Genomic DNA, 17699 nt, shown 5'->3' on the forward strand with positions numbered 1-17699 from the left:
TCGGGTCGGCGAAACAGCCTGCGCAATCTAAACCTGCTGGCTTGATGGGCCTATTGTACCTGTTAAGCACGGCAGCAAAAGCACTAGTCCTGACCATAGCCGAGTTGGCAGGCACCGATATCCGGTCGCCGAGAGGGTAAAACCCCGTCGGTTCCGCTGCACCGTGACCCCTGTATTACGACTACCCCCCATCCAACCCGAGATCGTATCAACGCTGCACAACAGCCTGCTCACCCGAAGCCCTGAAAGCGCCACTGCGGGCCAGAACTGATCTGCGGACAGCCATGGCGTCACCCACCGATATACAGATGGGCAGGAATAACAATTAAGCGGGACTTTTGAATTTCAGTTGGTAGACCGCGCAGCAAAATCACCCAGAAGCGCTGCGCAGTACACACCTGCAACGAACATACAGCTCGCGCCTCGTCAACAACGCCTCACAAAACACGGGTATACCGCAGGACACAGCCCAAAGGGCGAGCGGAATTCACTTGGTGAAATAATGCCTGAGGCGCCGAATGGTCTTCATATCCCAATAGCGCAGCGGCAGCAGTTTGAATAACTCGCGAGCGTATGGCTTGTCATCGATGACGGCACTCTTCAGTGCGCTGTGTAACAGACCTCGCCTCGCTTTAGCGTAGCCCGGATGATCCTTGTATTTTTCTATGATTTTAAGGTTATACGGCAGGTTAACCTTGTAATTTGAGGAGTGATTACGATCATGCTGCCGATAAAGAGTTACCACATCTTCGATCACATCCAGCGTGTAGCCGGCATAGGCCACTTGCAGTTCCATTGAGTAATCCTGGATTATGTTATCGAGATCATACCCACCAGCATCCAGTATGGCCTGCCTGCGAAATAGCGAGGTTGGTGCGCCCAGCCAAATTTTCATATTCTCGAAAATATCTTGAAAATTGTAACTCGCCGCTTTCTTGAAAGTAGCGCCTGGCAGGGGATTACCGTCACTATCGATATACTGAAAGTTGGCACCGCAACAGCCTGCCTTGGGGCGCGCATTAAGATACGTAACCTGCTTTTCGATGCGGTTCGGCAACATTACATCGTCCGAATCAAACGGCACGAAAAACTCGCCAAAGGAACGCCTGAACCCCGCGTCAACGGCCCTTGCAACCCCCTTGTTCTCTTGATCAATTACAGTGAAGCCATATTCACGCTGCAGCGCATTAATCACCGAGAGACTATTGTCTGTAGACCCGTCATTGACCACTACCAGTTCTATATTTTCATAAGTCTGGGCGATCACCGAACGGATTGAGTCCTCAACATATTTCTCGTGATTGAAACAGGGAATAACCACCGTGACGCACTGAGGTTTCATCATCAAAACTAACTCTTATTTTTCTAAATTTTGAAAAGCCACTATCAGACAGAGCAACATTTACCTGAAACACCAACAACGCACTGATCGCAGGCAGCCCACACAATAAGTAACAGATCTGCCATCCCACTAAACCAAGGTTTGCGGAGTTGCTGATCGTTGCCTTTTCAAAATCAAATGCCTAAACCGCTTGAGAAGTCGCCGATCCCAATAGCGCAGTGGGACTTGCCTGAGCAAAGACCAAGCGAAGGTTTTGTCACATACTGAGGCGGTACGCAGCGCCTTGCTAACCAGACGCACCTTGGCAGACTCGTAGTTGGGATGTCCGACATAAGGTGCTATCACCTCAAGTCCATAACGGTATTCGGCTTTATAGTTACTGGACAGGCTACCCTCGTGTCGACGGTAAAGCGTCACCACCTCTGGAAGAACGTCAACAAGATATCCTGCATGGGCAACCTTGAGCGTCATCTGAAAATCCTGAATCTTGATCGCGGGATCGTAACCGCCAACCTGCTCGACAGCGTCCCGGCGGTATACCGCATTATTCCCTCCAACCACCAGCGCGAGGGCAAGCGCCTGAGAGAAATCATAGCGTCGAACACCGCCCTTTTTGTCCTTCCTGGGCAACAATTTGCCGCGCTCATCGATGCGCTGGGTTTGACCGCCAAGGCACCCTACTTCCGGACGATCTTGCAAGTAAGCCATCTGCAACGACAAGCGACCAGCAGGCATGACGTCATCCGCATCAAAGGTCGCAATATACGAGCCGCGCGCCTCTGCCAAACCCGCGTTCAAGGCTGCGCTGACCCCCGCATTCGCCTGACGAAGAAACGCAACCCGGCGCACCAGACTTTCGTCTGCCTCCTGCGCAAGCACCTCGGAGATGACCTGCGCGCTGTTATCTGTGGAGCCGTCATCCACTACAATCAGCTCGAAATTGGCATACTCCTGGCTCAAGATGCTGCGCAAGGCGTCTCCCACATAAGCGGCATAGTTGTAGCAGGGGACGATAACCGACACCAACGAATCAGTAGCAAATTCCTTCCCGCTCATTCCTAAAGCTCCTACCAGTCGTTTCCACGGACGCCTACGCAACGCAAATTTATGTGGACCACACCAACTTTCAACGATCAACCTCTATCCCGCATTATCCTTCCACAAGAGAACGAGCAAAAAAGACAGTAACGGGCCACTCGCAGCAGCACCCGAGGGGAGTCCAACCGCCACAAAGAAACACTTCGACTCAATCGTACCGCCCATCAGACAGCAAACCGAAGAAGCCTAGCTACTCGAAAACCTCACTGCACAAGACCCGGCGGTCTTTGGCAGATTGCATACCCTGACCCATCAGATGCAGTCCGTTCCGCCAAGGCTTGCAAAAAGGCAACAGCCACCTGCACCATTCACAAGCAACTCGGCGCTATACTCTCACGTCAAATTAAATGGAAGAAAGACATATCAAAAGGACACTATATATCCGCATAGCACAGCTGCTGGGATTTTCCTGTCCCCATCAAATCAGGCGCTCAAACGCCGTCTTCCTCTGAACAGTAACCGAAGGGCCTAGCCCCTCTTACCAAGGCCATCTGCTTCGCGAGCCTAAGAAAAAACATGAATTTTTTGATTACCGGCGGTGCTGGTTTCATCGGGTCGGCAGTCATTCGCCAGCTTATTGATAGCAGCTCCGACAACATCCTGAATATTGATCGCCTGACATACGCCGGCAATCTGGAAAACCTTTATGGCGTATGCGGCTCACCACGCTATCGGTTTGCTCAACTGGACATCTGCGATTACACCGCTATGACCAGAATATTTGCGCAATTTCAGCCCGACATCGTGATGCACCTCGCAGCCGAAACCCATGTCGACCGTTCCATAAACGGTCCGGCCGAGTTTATCCAGACCAATCTGGTCGGTACCTTTACCCTGCTGGAGGTTGCACGCAGCTATTGGCAGGGGCTGCCGGATGATCGTAAAGATCAGTTCCGCTTTCACCACGTTTCTACAGACGAAGTCTATGGCGACCTTCCCCATCCCGACGAGGATCCTGAGGCAGTGCATCGGCGGTTCGATGAAAACAGCGCCTATGCTCCGAGTTCCCCCTACTCCGCCAGCAAGGCCGGCTCGGACCACCTGGTGCGGGCCTGGATGCGTACGTACGGTCTGCCAACCATCATCAGCAACTGCTCCAACAACTACGGACCATGCCAGTTCCCGGAGAAACTCATCCCGCTTATGCTGTTCAATGCACTGGCGGGCAAGCCCTTGCCCGTATACGGCGCAGGCGACCAGATACGAGACTGGCTGTACGTAGAAGATCATGCCCGAGCGCTGATCACTGTGGCGCGAGCTGGCATACCCGGAGAGACCTACGCTATCGGTGGAGGCAACGAGTTGCGCAACAGGGATCTGGTAACCCAGCTGTGCGAATTGCTTCAGGAGCTACGCCCCTCCAGCGCGCGCTATGCTGACCTGATTACCTCCGTACCAGACCGCCCCGGGCATGATCGTCGCTACGCGATCGACAACTCCAAGATCACCCGGGAACTGCAATGGGAGCCGCAGGAAACCTTTCACAGCGGACTGCGCAAGACAGTTCAGTGGTACCTGAAAAATTCCGAATGGTGCGAACGCGTCCGCAGTGGGGCTTATCGTCACAGACCGCAGGAGGCGACCTGATGAAAGGTATTATTCTGGCAGGCGGCTCGGGCACGCGACTGCATCCGATCACTTTGGGCGTATCCAAGCAGTTACTGCCGGTTTACGACAAACCCATGATTTATTATCCGCTCTCAGTGCTGATGCTGGCGGGTATACGTGACATTCTGATAATTACCACAGCGCAGGATATGGACGCGTTCCAACGGACGCTCGGTGACGGCTCGGGGCTGGGCATACGGCTTAGCTATGCCATCCAGCCCAACCCGGACGGGCTGGCGCAGGCCTTCATTATCGGCGAGGCTTTCATCGCTGACAGTCCCGTTTGCCTGGTGCTGGGCGACAATATTTTCTACGGGCAGGGGTTTACCCCAAAACTTCGCCAGGCAGCGGCCCGCAACAATGGTGCGACCGTATTTGGCTATCAGGTAAAAGACCCTGAACGCTTCGGCGTAGTCGAGTTCGATCAGCAACAGCGAGCCATTTCCATCGAAGAAAAACCTGTCAGTCCGAAATCACATTTTGCCGTGACCGGACTGTATTTCTACGACAACCAAGTCGTAGACATCGCCCGAAGCGTCAAGCCAAGCCCCCGTGGGGAGCTTGAAATTACCGACATAAACCGGGCTTACCTGGAAAAGGGTAATCTGCACGTCGAGCTGCTCGGCCGCGGCTTCGCCTGGCTGGACACCGGCACGCATGAGAGCCTGCTTGAGGCGGCGCAGTTTGTAGAAACAATAGAAAAGCGTCAGGGCTACAAAATCGCCTGTCTGGAAGAAATCGCCTTCAATCAAGGCTGGATATCGCGCGGCGAATTGATATCCCAGGCTGCACGATTGAGCAAAAGCGGCTACGGCGACTACCTGATGACGCTGGCAGAAGAATGCACATGATTCCCGTCACACGCCCCTGGCTCCCGGCCCGAGCCAACCTCGACAAGTATCTGGACGGCATTTACGAGCGCCGTTGGCTGACCAACAACGGTCCGTTATTGCAAACCCTGACCCAACGCCTGCAACAGTGGCTTGGGGTCGAGAACCTGCTGCTGGTAGGCAACGGCACACTGGCCTTGCAAATTGCCTACCGCGTACTTGATGTTACCCCGCATGACCGACAAGCAGCCGAAGCAGTCACTACGCCCTTCAGCTTCATAGCGACCGCAAGCTCGCTGCGCTGGGAAGGTATTGCTCCGGTCTTTGCCGACATCAACTCGCAAACCTGGTGCCTGGATGCCGAGCAGGCTGCGAAAGCAATCACGGCCGATACCAAGGCGCTGGTGCCGGTCCACGTATTTGGCAACGCCTGTGACGTAGAGTCCTTTGATCAGTTGGCAGACTTGCACCAGATCAAACTCATCTATGACGGCGCACATGCCTTTGGCGCCAAGCACGGCGGCAAAAGCCTGCTGAGCTACGGTGACGCCTGCACGCTGAGTTTTCATGCCACCAAGTTGTTTCACAGCATTGAGGGCGGGGCCATCGTCTTCAAGCGAGAGAGCGATCTTGATAAGGCGAAGCAGATGATCAACTTTGGCATTACCGGGCCGGATTGCATCGAAAGCCTGGGCATCAATGCCAAGATGAATGAGTTTCAGGCGGCGATGGGACTCTGTGTGCTGGATGAGCTTGAACAGCAACTGCCGGCACGGGAGCAAGTCTGGAAAAGCTATCACGCCGCACTAAGTACAGAACTGATTCTGCAGCAACAAAATTGCCAATCCAGCTGCAACCATGCCTATTTCCCGGTGCTCTTGGATAGTGAAGCCGAGCTGCTCCACTGCATGCGCAAACTTACCGATCACGGCATCCAGACGCGCCGCTATTTTTACCCATCACTGGACAGCCTGCACTGGCTGGGAACACAACAGGCACTGCCTGTGAGCAGAGACATCAGCTCACGCGTACTCTGCCTGCCCCTCTATGCAGAACTGTCGCCACAACAAGCCGAGGCGATAGCCCAATTATTACTGTCGAGTAGAGCAGATTTTCAAGGAGTAGCCTGATGAGTCACCGCGAAGGGAAAACCGATGCGGCCCATATCGCCAAGCCGGAGTCACTTGTGCTTGAGCATATTGCAGACCGCCGGCAGGCCTTCCAGCCCAACCCTCAGCTGGAAAGCCTGCTTGAGCAACTCCAGCAATTACTGAACCCGGTACAAAAACTGGTCAACACACGGCATGCGGCTCCCCGAATGCCGGTATTCGGTCTTGTAGGATGCCCGCGCTCCGGCATAACCTTTGCCAGCCAGCTGCTTGCTGCCAGCGGCGCCGTTTGCTGGCCCAGCAATCTGCTGTCACGCTTCGCTCACATGCCGTATCTGGGCGCCCTCATTCAGGAGCTGTTGTTCAATCCCGAATTCGACCTTGGCGGAGAGTTCGCGGAGCGACGTCACACACCACAAATGCGATCGCGCCTTGGCAAAACCGATGGGCCCTTGGGTGTCAGCGAGTTTTTCCATTTCTGGCGTCGCTTCCTGCCAACCTACGAACCGGAGCTACTTAGTCAGGAGCAGCTGGAGCAGGCCAGCATCAAGGAGCTGCGCAGTGAACTCGCCGGCATTGAGGCCGCCTTTGGCAAGCCATTCATGTCCAAGGCCAAAATGCTGCAGTTCAATCTGGACTATTTCATGCAGGCGCTTCCCGAACTCAGGATCATTCACATCCAGCGCGCGCCCGAGCACGTCATGCCATCGATTCTCCGCGCACGCCGCACCTATTACCGGGACGAAAGACTGTGGTGGTCAGTCAAGCCTGCCGAGTATGGGCAGCTCATCAAGGAAGACCCGATCACCCAGATAGCAGGGCAGGTCTATTACACTGATCGCAGCATCAGCAGACAGCTCGAGAGCATTGCGCCGGAACGCTGGATCAGACTCGACTACGAAAGCCTGTGTGCCGATCCGCACGGATGCCTGCGCAAACTCGCTTCGCACTTTCAGCTACCTGACTTTACCCAGAATCTTGAGGCCATTGCGGAGTCGTTCCCCTGCGGCAATGCCACCCAAGGCGGTGAAGAGCAGCAACAACTTGTCGCACGCTACCGCGCTATCTCGCAAGCGGATGCCGGAAATGGCAAACGGGTATGAACGTATTGCTCACCAGCGTTGGCCAACGCAGCTATCTGGTCGACTACTTCAGAGCTGCTCTAAAAGGCTGCGGTCGCGTTATCACCAGCAACGTCTACCCGGATACACCCGGCATGTATGCTGCCGACACGGCAGTGGTCTGCCCACCGGCCAGCAGTGACGAGTATTGCCCTTTTATTCTTGATCTCTGCCATCAGAACGATGTCGGGTTGCTTTGTGCATTGCATGATCTGGATGTGTTTCATCTAAGTCAGCAGCGCACGCAGCTGGATGCTGCCGGTATTGCCAATACCCTCCCCGATGCTTATTGGGGTCGTCTTTGCCTGGACAAGTATGCGAGTACCGAGGTGCTGTCACAGGCAGGCATCGCCACCCCATGGACAACATTCTCGCTGACAGGAGCACAGGAAGCAGTGCGCAACGGCGTCATCCAGTTCCCGCTTGTAGTCAAAGCCCGATTCGGCTTTGGTTCACTTGGCCTGCGCCTGTGCCACAACACTGCGCAACTGGTGCAGGCTTGCAGTGACATCAGCAAGCAGGTGGCCACGACTCTGGCCAACTGGGGAAATCTGCCTGACATTGAGGCAGGCGAGGTGGTCATTCAATCGGCACTCGACGGCAGAGAGATATGTACCGGCGTTATCAACGACCTCCGGGGTAATTACCAGGGCCATGTTTCGTGCCACATTCAACACATGCGCCACGGGGAAAGCCAGCAGGCAGTCAGCCTGCCAGCCGAACTGACCAGGAGCATGGCAAGTAATCTGAGCGCGCTGAGCCGACACAGGGGCATCTGGGGGATAGATTGTATTGAACATGCAGGCAAGCTGCATGTAATCGACCTCAATCCTCGTTTCAGCGGAGACTACCCCTTTCATCACCTGAGCGGCGCAGACGTGCCAGCGGCGCTGGTAGCTTGGGCGCGTGGAGAGCCAGCGCCCAATGGCAGCCTGGCGAGTTTTCCGGGTGTGCAGGCGTTCAAGGAACTGGCCCCCAGACTGGTCGCCGGCAGAAATGGTGCCGCGCCACTACCGGAACCCAAACAGGGATGATGTGATGGAAAGGAAGCGCTCCATTGGTAAACGTGTTCGCGCGGCGATCAAGCGCTGGAAGGTAGCCGGCAAAACCAAGTACTTCTGCATTGGCAAAAACAAGACAGGCACAACGTCCATCGAGCGAGCGTTTCGGGATCTGGGCTTCGCCGTGGGGCGCCAGGCCGAAGCAGAGCGTCTCGCCCTGGAGCACTATTTTGAAGGGCAATTCGATCCGATCATCGACTATTGCCGCAGCGCCCAGGTATTCCAGGATGTGCCCTTCAGTTACCCGGAGACCTACAAGCATCTGGACAAAGCCTACCCTGGCAGCAAATTCATCCTCAGCGTGCGCGACGACGCAGAGCAATGGTACCGCTCGCTGACACGTTTTCACGCCAAAAGGTTTGGCAAAAATGGGGAACTTCCGACAGCCCAGCAGCTGAAGGAGGCTACCTATATTCAGCCAGGCCGCATGTACAGCTTGCTGCGAATCAATGGCACATCAGATGAAGACCCTTATAACAAGGAGACTCTGATTGCCAACTACGAACGCTATAACCGCGACGTTATCGAGTACTTCAAAGACCGCCCTGATGACCTGCTGATTATTAACGTCAGCAAGCCCGGCGATTACCAACGCTTCGTTGAGTTTATCGGCGCAAACAGCACCTCTACCGACTTTCCCTGGGAAAACCGCACATGAGCCAACAACCGAATGCACTGAATAGCATGCTCGAGCGCTTTTCCCAATTGCCCTGGCCAGACCAGCAAGAGGTCATCAGTCATTGGGAAGATCCGAACGCTACTCCGCTGGTGAGCGTGTTCTGCGCAACCTACAACCACGAGGCCTGGATCACTGATGCAATTAAAGGCTTCGTACTGCAGCAAACGCCGTTTGCGTTCGAGGTAATCGTTCACGACGATGCCTCCAGCGATGGCACTGCAGCAACGATCAGATCGCTGGCAGAGCGCTACCCGAAGCTGATCAAACCGATTCTTCAGACGGACAATCAACGCAGCCTGGGCAATCGCCCCTCAAAAGCCATGCTGCCAGCCTCCAGGGGAGCTTTTATCGCACTGTGCGAAGGTGATGATCACTGGATTGACCCGCATAAACTGGCCATTCAGGTCAAACGCCTGCGAGATCAACCGGAGCTGGCATTCATCGCGCACAATGCCATCAGCCTGAAGGGCGACAAGATGAAGCTATTTCGCCGAATAAACCAAGAGCATGGTTTCTGCGCCAAAGACATCATTGACTGCGATCGCCAATTCGCGCCTACCGCGTCCTATATGTTCAAGCGCGAACTTTATGCAACGCTACCGGACTGGTTCCGCCAAGCCCCGGTAGGCGACTTCTATCTGGAGCTCTACAGCCAGAAGCTCGGCTCGGGACTCTATCTGCCAAACTGTATGTCGGTGTATCGACAAAACGTCCCCGGCTCCTGGAGCGAGGGATTCAGAGCCGATCGACAGAAAAAGTTGACGTTTCTGCGAGAGACCCTGCGCTGCCTCGCCAAGCTATACGATGACTTTCCCGATCAACGCAACGCCATCGACGCCAAGATCATCCGCACCCGCTGGAAACTGATCGATAAATTGCTGCACCGCGGCGACAACCAACTACTTGCCGAGACACTCCGCAGCGAGCACATCCCGGGGCAAGCCGCACATCAATGGGCGCTGAAATACACTGGTCTCGGTGGACTACGCGTTAGCCTTTGGCTGGCGCGCAAACTATGTAGCTGACCCAGTGCTGCTCAGTGGGGCAGGATCTTGATGATCCTCCCCGGGTTCCCCGCGACGACAGCGTAATCAGGCACATCCTCTCGAACCACCGCGTTGGCGCCAATAACCGCGTACTTGCCAACGCGAATACGCGGCAAGATGGCAGCACCAAGCCCGACAAATACGCCCTCAGCAATATCGCACTTGCCTCCGGTATGCACACCCGGGGCAAGCTGCACGAAGTCTCCCAACCGGGATTCATGCCCCAAATTGGATTGAGGCTGGATGATACAACCCCGTCCAACCTGACAATCCCCGCCAATGAGGGAAAGTGAATGCAAAAACGTACCCGCCCCATAGGTAGTGTGCGGAAGGACTTCAGCAGTAGCACTGCGTACCGACACCAGCTCAAAACCCAGCGCGCTCAGTTTGGCACTCGCCTGTTGACGCTCGCGATTGTCACCGATACTGACATGGATCCGTTTGTAGCCCTGCTGCAACAGCTCTTCCAGCTTGTCGTCACCACCAAGTATCGGATATCCCAGCACCGAATCAGGGCACTCTGTCGGATGGGTATTGATGAGACCGCAAAGCCTCCATTCCTGCGCAGCCAAAATCGTTCCTATCACCGAACGACTGTGACCACCGGCACCGTAAAGCACAACCGACGGCCTGTTGGCAGCAAGCTCATCTATCTTCATAAACAACTCCCTGTTAATGAATCCCTGAATCAGGAACCTAGCGAAAAACGTCAGACTACCTGGACACAGGAGCACTGTGACAGCCTTGCTCAGGCTTCGGGCATCCGCTCCTCCAGCCAGACAGCAAGCGGACTGGATGCAGGCCAGTTACGAATAAAACGCTGCCGATCCTTCTGCCAGCAGCGACGCCAACCACTCTCGCTGCGATGAGCCTGCATTGCGTCCAAGTCAATGAGTACCACACGCCCTTGGTGCCAAAGCAAATTGGTTGCCTTGAAATCCCCGTGGCTGATTCTGGCCTGCGCCAATTGAGCGAAAAGGTGCAGCAATGCCTTGGCAGTATGCTCATCCGGCAGCTGCAGACCATCTTTACCGAGATGATGCAACAAATCGACCCCGGGGCAATATTCGGTTAGCAACCAGGCGCGGCGTCGCAGCGGCCCGAAACGCTGCTCGATCATGGCCAGCGGTGCCGGCGTGGGGATGCCGAGAAACTGCAGCCGATGCGCTGCAAGCCAGGAGTGCCAGGCGCGGCTTGGTCGCCAAAAGCGGGTCAGCCAGTGACCGAACCCCTTGATGTTATAGCGCTTGATAACCACTGACTTTCCATCAGCGACAGCGCAGCCAACCGTACTGCTTCCGCCGTCCTTGAGCAGCGTTTGGCCGGCCAACGCGTCATCTGGCGCAGCGAGCAGCGATGCCAGACGTTGATACTCGGTGCGCACAACTGCGGCAAACCGCGTCCAGCTGCGTTTAACCGAGAACTGGGTGCAATCACGCAGGGTCTTGCCGAGAAAGTCATCAAGCCGGCGCTGGCGCACGCGCTTGATCTGTGCTGCCAGCCGGTCGGGGTTGAGCGCCAGCGGGTTGTGCTGCAGGTAACCGATCAGCAGCAGCTCGCAGAGCTCATCCCACTCCGGATCAAGCTGGGCAAAGAAAATCGCCAGGTTGTCTTCTGCCTGCGCCGGAGTAAGCGGTGTACCCGGGCTCAAGGCCTCTACGGCATCGCCATCAATGACGTAAAGCTGCGCTTCGTGATACAGGAAGTTGCCCAGATGCAAATCGGTCTGAACCAGGCCGCGGTGGTGCATGGTGCCAATCAGGCTGAGAGCTTGACCGAGCAGATTCAGCGCGTCAGCGTCGCCCGGCTGCCGGGCGGGCAGTGACTCCCAACGTTGCTGAAGAGTTTCGGCACCACCCAGGTAGGCGCTGAGCAAATAGCGGCCACCCCCGTCAATTTCGCCCTCGCCCAGCAACTCAGGCGTAGCAACGCCCTGCGCTTGCAGCGCCCGAATACCGGACGCCTCGCGTGCGCAGTGACGCTCGGCACCGGCAGCAATAAACAGCTTGAGCAACCGCACCGAGCCGGCAATTTCAACCTGAGCGACCAGTCGTTTGCCGGGCAATACGCGCAACCAGCGGAGCACCCTCGCCTCGCCTTCAGGCAGAGGCAAGACAAGCGACAGAGGCGGTTCGCGACCCGCACCGCGCAGATCCGTCGTCTGGCTCATTGGTTGACTCCCTTTCTCGTGGCATCACGCAGCAAGGCACCGATAAAGGCTCGTGCCTCAGCGTCAAGGCGAGGCTTGCCCAGGTAGGTCAGGACAAAACGCAGACGCTGACTTCGACTCGGCACCAGACTGCGACGATGCAGGGTTTCCAGATCCCGAATCAGATCGCGCTGCCCGAACATCACCCGGCGGGTTTTCTCCAGATCGATAAGGCGCGCGCCAGCACCATCGCTGTGCAACCGTAAAAACACATGCTTGGGATACAGGCAGTTATGAATCCGATCGGCATTGTGCAGCGCGCGGACCAGCGCGGCGGCCGACTGAATCAGGTCGCGGATCTGAGCTGCCGATAGTTGCTGCCAACGCTCGAACCATTCGTCGAGCGGCGCGTACTCATCCAGCGCGCGGGTCAGCAGGATGGCCTGGGCGTGCCCCTTTTCACTGCGCGCGGCAAAAAACGCTGCCTCGAGCGCCGGAATACCCTTCCTAGCGTAAGCCTGGATAGCACGAAATTCGCGGGCAAAGGTGGGCTCACCCAACGGGCTGTGCAGGGTTCGGGTGCAGTGGTTGTCCTGACGCTTGAGGTAGAAGCATTGCAGCTGGCCGTTGCCATCCTCAAGCTCGAGACGACAGACACTGCTCCAGCCGCCGCGCCCCGTATTCGGCGCATCAACCGCAGCAACCTTGAGCGCCCAGAGCGCCTCAAAACTGTCCAGTCCGTGGCGGGACAATACGTCCCGTGCGTTGACGGCAATAAATGGAGTACGCGTCATTCTCGTCCCTTGAAGAAGTTCAGGATTGCGCGCAGCTGTTTGCGATCTGCACCATCGAGACGCTGTTTGCCCAGATACAGCTTGTAGAACGCCAGCCGCTGACTGCGCCTGAGGTGATGCCTGGCCACTTTGTCGAGGCAGGCCAGATCCTTGATGATCCGGTAGCGCAGCATGGGGCCCCACCAAAAGCTGCCGCCAGGACAATCAATGAAGTAGACATTACCAAGCGCCCGGTTGTCGACCAGCAGGTTACGCCACTTCAGATCGTTATGGGTAAAGCCCTGATCGTGCATCATTCGGGTCGCCCAGGCGATTTGGCGCGAGACGTGCGCAACCCATGCGCCATCGCGCAAACGCCCATCACGCTGCGATGCAATACGCGCCAGATCAGAGGTATCAGGCAACTCCTCGGTAATCAGTGCGCCGCGCACGAATGCGCCGCGGCGGCGTTCTTGCCCGAATCCGACGACTGTTGCAGAAGGAATCCCCCAGGCGTGGAAATTCAGCAGGTTTTCCCACTCCGCCCGAATTCGCGGACGGCCAACGTAGCGGCGCAGGTTCTTGCCCGCGCCCGTGTAACGTTTGACGTAGTAATACCGGTCGGCAACCCAGACCCGGTGCACGGTACTGAGTGGATCCTGGGTGATCTTTTCGCCTTCAAGCGCAAACACCGTATCCAGATCGGCGAACAGCCGACCGCTCTCCCCGGTGGCGTACTCGGGGTTCAGGGTCCAGCGCTTCATTCATCGGCCCCCGGCGCATACTTGCGCTCGAAACGGGCCTGCAACTTCTGCGCCTTGCGCTCTAGCAGCGCCAGCAACGGGGCTTCCAAGCGCAGGGTTTCACGCAGCGGGGTGGCAAAATAGGCGCGCAAAAACCGCAGTTTGTCGCGTTGGGTCAGGCCGATCTCGAGCGCCGAGAAATACAGCCCCGCCAGATCCTTGTCGCGCCAGCGCCGGGGCACGGTCGGACGAATCTGTGCGCGGTGCAGATCGATGATCGACAGTTTGAAGTCGTGCGCGGTCATCGGCCTGTCGGTATGCAGCAGGAAGTGGCAAATGTAGCAATCGCGGTGATTGACGCCGGCGCGGTGCATTGCCGCGGTCATCTCGGCGACACGACGAATCAGCGCCCATTTGATGCCCGGAGCCGGCGGCTTATGCAGCCAGTCACGACTGTAATCCTCAAGACTGATGGTCGGCGCCAGCTCTTCGGTAATGATGAACGAGTGCTGTGCAGCAGGGTTGCTGCCCCGCTCACCAAAGGCTACCGCCGTCATGGTATTGATGCCGGCAGCGGTCAGTGCCTGAATCGCCTGCCACTCCTGCCCTGCGCCCAGCACCGGGCGCTTGAGGGTCGACCAGTTCTTGAAAATCTCGCCCCACCCGACGCCACGATGAATCTTGACGAAATAACCCTTGCCATTGACTTCCGTGCGCAGCGTGCGGCGTGCTTCAAGTTCGCGAAATACCTCCCCTTGCAGCGCTTCCACCGCATCGAAGGCGTCGCGATTGGCCCACAGACTGAGGAAAGGCTCGCGCAGAATCAGGGTATTGCTCACGCGCCAGCTCCCAGGATCACATCCGCAGCACGCTCAGGCAGGCTGTAGAGGTCGGCCTGATCGGCGTATCGCAGCGCATTGTCATGCCATTCCCGGCGCTGAACCGGGTTACGCAGCATGTCGGCCAGCATGCGGTCCAATTCGTCTTGCCTGAACGGCGACGGCACAACCAGGCCACAGTCTGCCTCGCTGATGTAATGGGCGTAACCGCACACATCCGTCACCAGCACCGGCAGACCCGCCACCAGCGCTTCAAGCAGCACAGTGCCGGTGTTTTCGTTGTAGGCGGGATGAATCAGCAAATCGGCGCCCAGCAAAAAGCGCGGTACATCGCTGCGCCCCTTCATGAAGATCACCCGGTCATCCACCGCCAGCGAGCGCGCGATGCGCCGGAAGGTGCCGGGATCATCCTGACCGATCACCATCAGCCTGGTGCGCTTGCGCAGGTCAGCTGGCAGCGCCGCGAGTGCGCGAATCGAGCGGTCCACACCCTTGGTGATAAACCCGGAGCCGATCTGCACCAGCAGCAGTTCGTCGTCCGCCAGACCGAACTCAGCACGGAAGTCGGCGCGAATCTCGGCCGCGTTGGCCGGTGCCCGACGATCCGGTGCGATGCCCGGCGGCAGCAGATGGAAGCGATCCAGCGGGGTTTTATAGTGTTTGGTAAACAGCGGCTGCTGTACCTCGGAGATCATCAGAATCTGCGTCTTGCCAGCAGGCGAGAATACCGCCCGCTCGTACTCGGCAAAGTGGCGGTAACGGCTGGAGATGCGATACAGCGGGTTGCGCAGGGTCTGCGCCTTGTCTTCGAAGCAGGGATCGGCAGCATAGTAAACATCCAGCCCCGGCATCTTGTTGAAGCCAACCACCCGGTCGACCGGGCGTTTGACCAGGTCGGCCTCGACCCAGGCGGTGAATTTCTCGTTACGGCGATGATTGCTCAGGGCCTTGACGGGGGCAACCAGCACTTCAAACCCCTCGGGAATATCGCCTTCCCAGATCAGGGTATAGACACGAATGCTGTGTCCGCGCTCCTGACAAACCTTGGCGATGCGCATGAAGTCACGCTGCAAACCGCCAAAGGGAAAATACTTGTAAAGCACAAAAGCCAGCTGCATCAGACGATTCTCTTGTTGGACAGCAGCGGTTGCAGGTGCTGCATGACCCTCTCGGGGTCAAGTCGAGTAAAGCACAGAGGTTGCTCGCGGGTCAGATCGAACCGGCGGGCATCCTCAGGGGTCGGCTTATAGGTACATTGCTTGCGCAGACAGGGCGCGCAGGCAAAATCGCTGGCCAGATGCTGCTGTGCACGACCGTAGGCGCCGGTGAAGCCCGGATTGGTTGGCCCGAACAGCGACAGGGTCGGCACATCCAGCGCCGCTGCCAGATGGCCGAGCCCGGTATCGACTGCGACACAGGCGCTGGCACCGGCCAGCTGCCGGGCAACATCACGCAACGGCAAACGGGGCAATACCAGCGCGCCTTCCAGCCCTTCAGCGATGCGCAGCGCACGGGCCTGCTCATCGAGGCTCCCCCACGGCAGGCGCACATCAACACCGCTGGCAACCAACCGCTCGGCCAGTTGCCGCCAATAGAGCTCGGGCCAGTGCTTGGTCACCCAGGTGGTGCCATGCAACAGCACCACATAAGGCGTGCTGGCCGATTCGGCGCCCAATGCCGCGCGGTCCAGGCCGTAATCCCCCAGCCCTTCCTCCAGCGTGTAGCCAAGCGCCTGGGCAAACAGCTGGCGAGTACGCTCCACCGCGTGCTGGCCCCAGGGTACCGGCAGCCGACGTTGATAGAAGCGTGCGGCCAGCGGCTCACGGGCCGAGTCCCGATCCAGCCCCACCACCTCGGCGCGGGCATAGCGGGTCAGCCAGGCGCTCTTGAGCAGGCCCTGTGCATCGATCACCAAATCATAGTCAGTCTCGCGCAGACGGCGCTTGAAGGCACCCCACTCACCGCTGCGCACTGCCTGAAACGGCTTCTTGCGCCAACGACGAATGGCCACCGGAATCACGGCCTCCACGGCCGGATGCCAGGACGGAATTTCGGCAAAGCCCTCTTCCACCACCCAGTCAAAACGGATGCCTGGGATAGCGCGCGCAGCATCGGTCAATGCCGGGAGGGTATGAATGACATCCCCGAGCGAGGACGTCTTGATCAGCAGCACCCGCATCAGGATCAGCTGTCCTGCGGGTCGGGCAGCAGATCGCCTACCAGCCGATCCAGCGCTGCGTCCACCTGGGCAGGTGCCAGATCACGCAGACAGTTGTAATGACCAAACCGGCAGGTCCGATCAAAGCAGGGGCTGCAATCCAGACCCAGCCGCACCATTTCCACCTGGTCAGCCAGCGGCGGCGTAAAACCGGGCGAGGTCGAGCCGTAGACCGCCACCAGCGGGCGATTCAGCGCCGCAGCCACATGCATCAGCCCCGAGTCATTGCTGACCACCGCGTCAGCGCACGACAGCAGGTCAATCGCCTGGGCCAGACTGGTATCGCCACACAGGTTGGTCGACTCTTCACGCAGCCCCGGAATCAGGCGAGCGCGAATCTGTTCGGCCACCGCATGGTCATTTTTCGAGCCGAACAACCACACCTGCCAGCCCTGCCGAATGCGCGCCTCGGCCACGGCAGCATAATGCTCCGAAGGCCAGCGCTTGGCCTCGCCAAATTCGGCCCCCGGACACAGCGCCAGCACCGGACGATCACGCTCCAGGCCAAAATGCGCCAAGGCCGCATCGCGCGATGCCGGATCAATCTGCAGCGACGGGCGTGGGTAGGGTTTTGGCAGCTCGGTGCCGGGCTCATAGGCCAGCGCCATAAAGCGCTCGATCATCAGCGGGTAGGCGTCCTTGTCCAGCTTGCGTACGTCGTTGAGCAGACCGTAGCGCATCTCGCCACGCCAACCGGTGCGCAGCGGAATATCGGCAAAGAAGGGAACCAGCGCTGACTTGAGGGAGTTGGGCAGCAGAATCGCCTGATCGTACTGACCGGCCAGACTGCGCCCAATGCGCCGCCGGGTAGCAAGCTCCAGCGCGCCATGACCGAGCGGAAAGCTCAGCGCGCTGCGCACTTCCGGCATGCGCTCGAGAATCGGCCGGCTCCAGTCAGGCGCCAGCACATCGATCATGCAGCCGTCACCATGGCGTTGCTTCAGACAGGTGAACAGCGTCTGCGCCATCACCATGTCGCCAACCCAGCTGGGACCGATAATCAGGATGTTCATAAGCTTCGAGCTTCAAGCCTCAAGCAACAAACCCCAAGCGGCGCGCAAATACTTGCCGCTTGAGGCTTGC

Annotated in this window: 17 protein-coding genes; 7 read left to right on the forward strand and 10 right to left on the reverse strand. The window is 57.8% G+C overall.

Going from position 1 to position 17699, the window contains the following annotated elements; genetic code table 11:
• Window positions 1–487: 487 nt before the first annotated feature.
• Together O5O48_RS00840 and O5O48_RS00845 are read right to left on the reverse strand one after the other, a co-directional pair.
• A complete protein-coding gene (locus tag O5O48_RS00840) occupies window positions 488–1345 on the reverse strand; it encodes a glycosyltransferase (RefSeq protein WP_269687870.1) in 858 nt (285 codons plus the stop codon).
• A gap of 126 nt (window positions 1346–1471) precedes the next feature.
• Complete coding sequence (locus O5O48_RS00845; RefSeq protein ID WP_269687871.1) at window positions 1472–2398, reverse strand: glycosyltransferase family 2 protein; 927 nt, start codon at window positions 2396–2398, stop codon at window positions 1472–1474.
• Window positions 2399–2956: 558 nt separating this feature from the next.
• On the opposite strand from O5O48_RS00845, the gene rfbB reads away from it, so the two are divergent.
• The 7 genes from rfbB (at window position 2957) to O5O48_RS00880 (ending at window position 9873) form a co-directional block, all read left to right on the forward strand.
• Window positions 2957–4027, forward strand: a complete 1071-nt coding sequence (gene rfbB / locus O5O48_RS00850; protein ID WP_269687872.1) for a dTDP-glucose 4,6-dehydratase — start codon at window positions 2957–2959, stop codon at window positions 4025–4027.
• Entirely contained in the window at window positions 4027–4899 is an 873-nt protein-coding gene (gene rfbA / locus O5O48_RS00855; RefSeq protein ID WP_269687873.1) for a glucose-1-phosphate thymidylyltransferase RfbA, read from the forward strand. The genes rfbB and rfbA overlap by 1 nt, the downstream gene beginning before the upstream one ends.
• Window positions 4900–4997: 98 nt before the next feature.
• A complete protein-coding gene (locus O5O48_RS00860) occupies window positions 4998–6008 on the forward strand; it encodes a DegT/DnrJ/EryC1/StrS family aminotransferase (protein ID WP_269687874.1) in 1011 nt (336 codons plus the stop codon).
• Window positions 6008–7090, forward strand: a complete 1083-nt coding sequence (locus tag O5O48_RS00865) for a sulfotransferase (RefSeq protein WP_269687875.1) — start codon at window positions 6008–6010, stop codon at window positions 7088–7090. Before O5O48_RS00860 ends, O5O48_RS00865 begins: the two co-directional genes overlap by 1 nt.
• Window positions 7087–8142, forward strand: coding sequence for an ATP-grasp domain-containing protein (locus O5O48_RS00870; protein WP_269687876.1), 1056 nt, complete (start codon window positions 7087–7089; stop codon window positions 8140–8142). The genes O5O48_RS00865 and O5O48_RS00870 overlap by 4 nt, the downstream gene beginning before the upstream one ends.
• Window positions 8108–8827 carry a sulfotransferase gene (locus O5O48_RS00875; RefSeq protein ID WP_269687877.1) on the forward strand — a complete coding sequence of 240 codons (720 nt, stop codon included), beginning with the start codon at window positions 8108–8110 and terminating at the stop codon, window positions 8825–8827. The genes O5O48_RS00870 and O5O48_RS00875 overlap by 35 nt, the downstream gene beginning before the upstream one ends.
• A complete protein-coding gene (locus tag O5O48_RS00880; RefSeq protein ID WP_269687878.1) occupies window positions 8824–9873 on the forward strand; it encodes a glycosyltransferase family 2 protein in 1050 nt (349 codons plus the stop codon). Before O5O48_RS00875 ends, O5O48_RS00880 begins: the two co-directional genes overlap by 4 nt.
• An 11-nt stretch (window positions 9874–9884) precedes the next feature.
• On the opposite strand, the gene O5O48_RS00885 is transcribed toward O5O48_RS00880, so the two are convergent.
• From O5O48_RS00885 to waaF, 8 genes are all read right to left on the reverse strand, one after another.
• Window positions 9885–10553 (reverse strand): acetyltransferase, encoded by a 669-nt coding sequence (locus O5O48_RS00885; protein WP_269687879.1) that lies wholly within the window; start codon window positions 10551–10553, stop codon window positions 9885–9887.
• A gap of 89 nt (window positions 10554–10642) precedes the next feature.
• The gene (locus tag O5O48_RS00890) at window positions 10643–12064 is read right to left on the reverse strand and encodes a lipopolysaccharide kinase InaA family protein (protein ID WP_269687880.1); all 1422 of its coding nucleotides are present in this window, start codon (window positions 12062–12064) and stop codon (window positions 10643–10645) included.
• Window positions 12061–12837, reverse strand: coding sequence for a lipopolysaccharide kinase InaA family protein (locus O5O48_RS00895; protein ID WP_269687881.1), 777 nt, complete (start codon window positions 12835–12837; stop codon window positions 12061–12063). The genes O5O48_RS00890 and O5O48_RS00895 overlap by 4 nt, the downstream gene beginning before the upstream one ends.
• Window positions 12834–13580 carry a lipopolysaccharide kinase InaA family protein gene (locus O5O48_RS00900; RefSeq protein ID WP_269687882.1) on the reverse strand — a complete coding sequence of 249 codons (747 nt, stop codon included), beginning with the start codon at window positions 13578–13580 and terminating at the stop codon, window positions 12834–12836. The genes O5O48_RS00895 and O5O48_RS00900 overlap by 4 nt, the downstream gene beginning before the upstream one ends.
• Window positions 13577–14398, reverse strand: coding sequence for a lipopolysaccharide core heptose(I) kinase RfaP (gene rfaP, locus O5O48_RS00905; RefSeq protein ID WP_269687883.1), 822 nt, complete (start codon window positions 14396–14398; stop codon window positions 13577–13579). Before rfaP ends, O5O48_RS00900 begins: the two co-directional genes overlap by 4 nt.
• On the reverse strand, window positions 14395–15516 hold the full coding sequence (locus O5O48_RS00910) for a glycosyltransferase family 4 protein (RefSeq protein WP_269687884.1): 1122 nt from the start codon (window positions 15514–15516) through the stop codon (window positions 14395–14397). The genes rfaP and O5O48_RS00910 overlap by 4 nt, the downstream gene beginning before the upstream one ends.
• Window positions 15516–16577: a lipopolysaccharide heptosyltransferase I gene (waaC, locus tag O5O48_RS00915; RefSeq protein WP_269687885.1), complete on the reverse strand. Its 1062-nt coding sequence runs from the start codon at window positions 16575–16577 to the stop codon at window positions 15516–15518. The genes O5O48_RS00910 and waaC overlap by 1 nt, the downstream gene beginning before the upstream one ends.
• Before the next feature lie 5 nt (window positions 16578–16582).
• Window positions 16583–17629, reverse strand: coding sequence for a lipopolysaccharide heptosyltransferase II (gene waaF, locus O5O48_RS00920; RefSeq protein ID WP_269687886.1), 1047 nt, complete (start codon window positions 17627–17629; stop codon window positions 16583–16585).
• Between the last annotated feature and the right edge of the window lie 70 nt (window positions 17630–17699).

It is taken from the genome of Halopseudomonas sp. MFKK-1 (genome assembly GCF_027474385.1).
In the GTDB taxonomy this organism is placed as follows: Bacteria; Pseudomonadota; Gammaproteobacteria; order Pseudomonadales; family Pseudomonadaceae; genus Halopseudomonas; species Halopseudomonas aestusnigri.